This window comes from Bacillus mycoides (genome assembly GCF_001757995.1).
Taxonomy (GTDB): domain Bacteria; phylum Bacillota; class Bacilli; order Bacillales; family Bacillaceae_G; genus Bacillus_A; species Bacillus_A mycoides_B.
In genome coordinates, this window is the sequence record NZ_LXLV01000140.1 from 1 (window position 1) to 793 (window position 793).

1 protein-coding gene is annotated in these 793 nt (G+C 37.5%); it reads left to right on the top strand.

What is annotated here, in order from left to right:
• Positions 1–793: IS4 family transposase (locus tag BWGOE10_RS29355; RefSeq protein WP_131799002.1), on the top strand; the 793-nt coding region annotated here is incomplete at both ends.

The following is a 793-nucleotide window of genomic DNA, read 5'->3' on the forward strand; positions in this document are numbered from 1 at the left end:
TGAGCCAAAATGTAGCTATGACTTCTTTAACTCAGTTATCTAGCTGTTTAGAAGCATCAACAGAAGTACTCATCAGTCCTGAGGGACTGAATCAACGGTTTAATAAGGCGGCCGTCCAACTTTTACAACACCTACTAGCCGAACTACTAAGCAAAAAATTGGCCACATCTATGCCGATTTCTTCTCCATACACTTCTGTTTTCAAACGTATTCGTATTTTAGATTCAACTGCATTTCAACTTCCCGATGTATTTACATCGGTTTATCCAGGTGCAGGAGGATGCAGCCATACAGCTGGGATAAAAATTCAACTTGAGTATGATTTGTTAAGTGGACAGTTCCTACATATTCATACAGGTCCAGGTAAACAACATGATCGCACTTACGGCTCTCTGTGTGTCCCAACTGTGACAGCGAAGGATTTATGTATCCGAGATTTAGGTTATTTTCATTTAAAAGACCTTCAATATATACAAGATAAAGAGGCCTACTATATCTCTCGTATCAAGTCGAATACACGTATTTATCAAAAAAATCCTAACCCTGATTATTTTCAAGACGGAAGAATTAAGAAAGGTACAGAGTATATACAGATAGATATGGAGACGTTAATGAACTCCCTTCAACTAGGACAAACATGTGAAATAGCTGATGCTTATGTAGGAATGATTGATAAAGTGCCAGCTCGTGTAATTGTTCATCGATTAACAAAACAACAGCAACAAAAACGATTACAAGATCAAGCTGTAAGAGAAAAAAAGAAAGGAATGAAGTATTCTCCTCGTAGTAAACG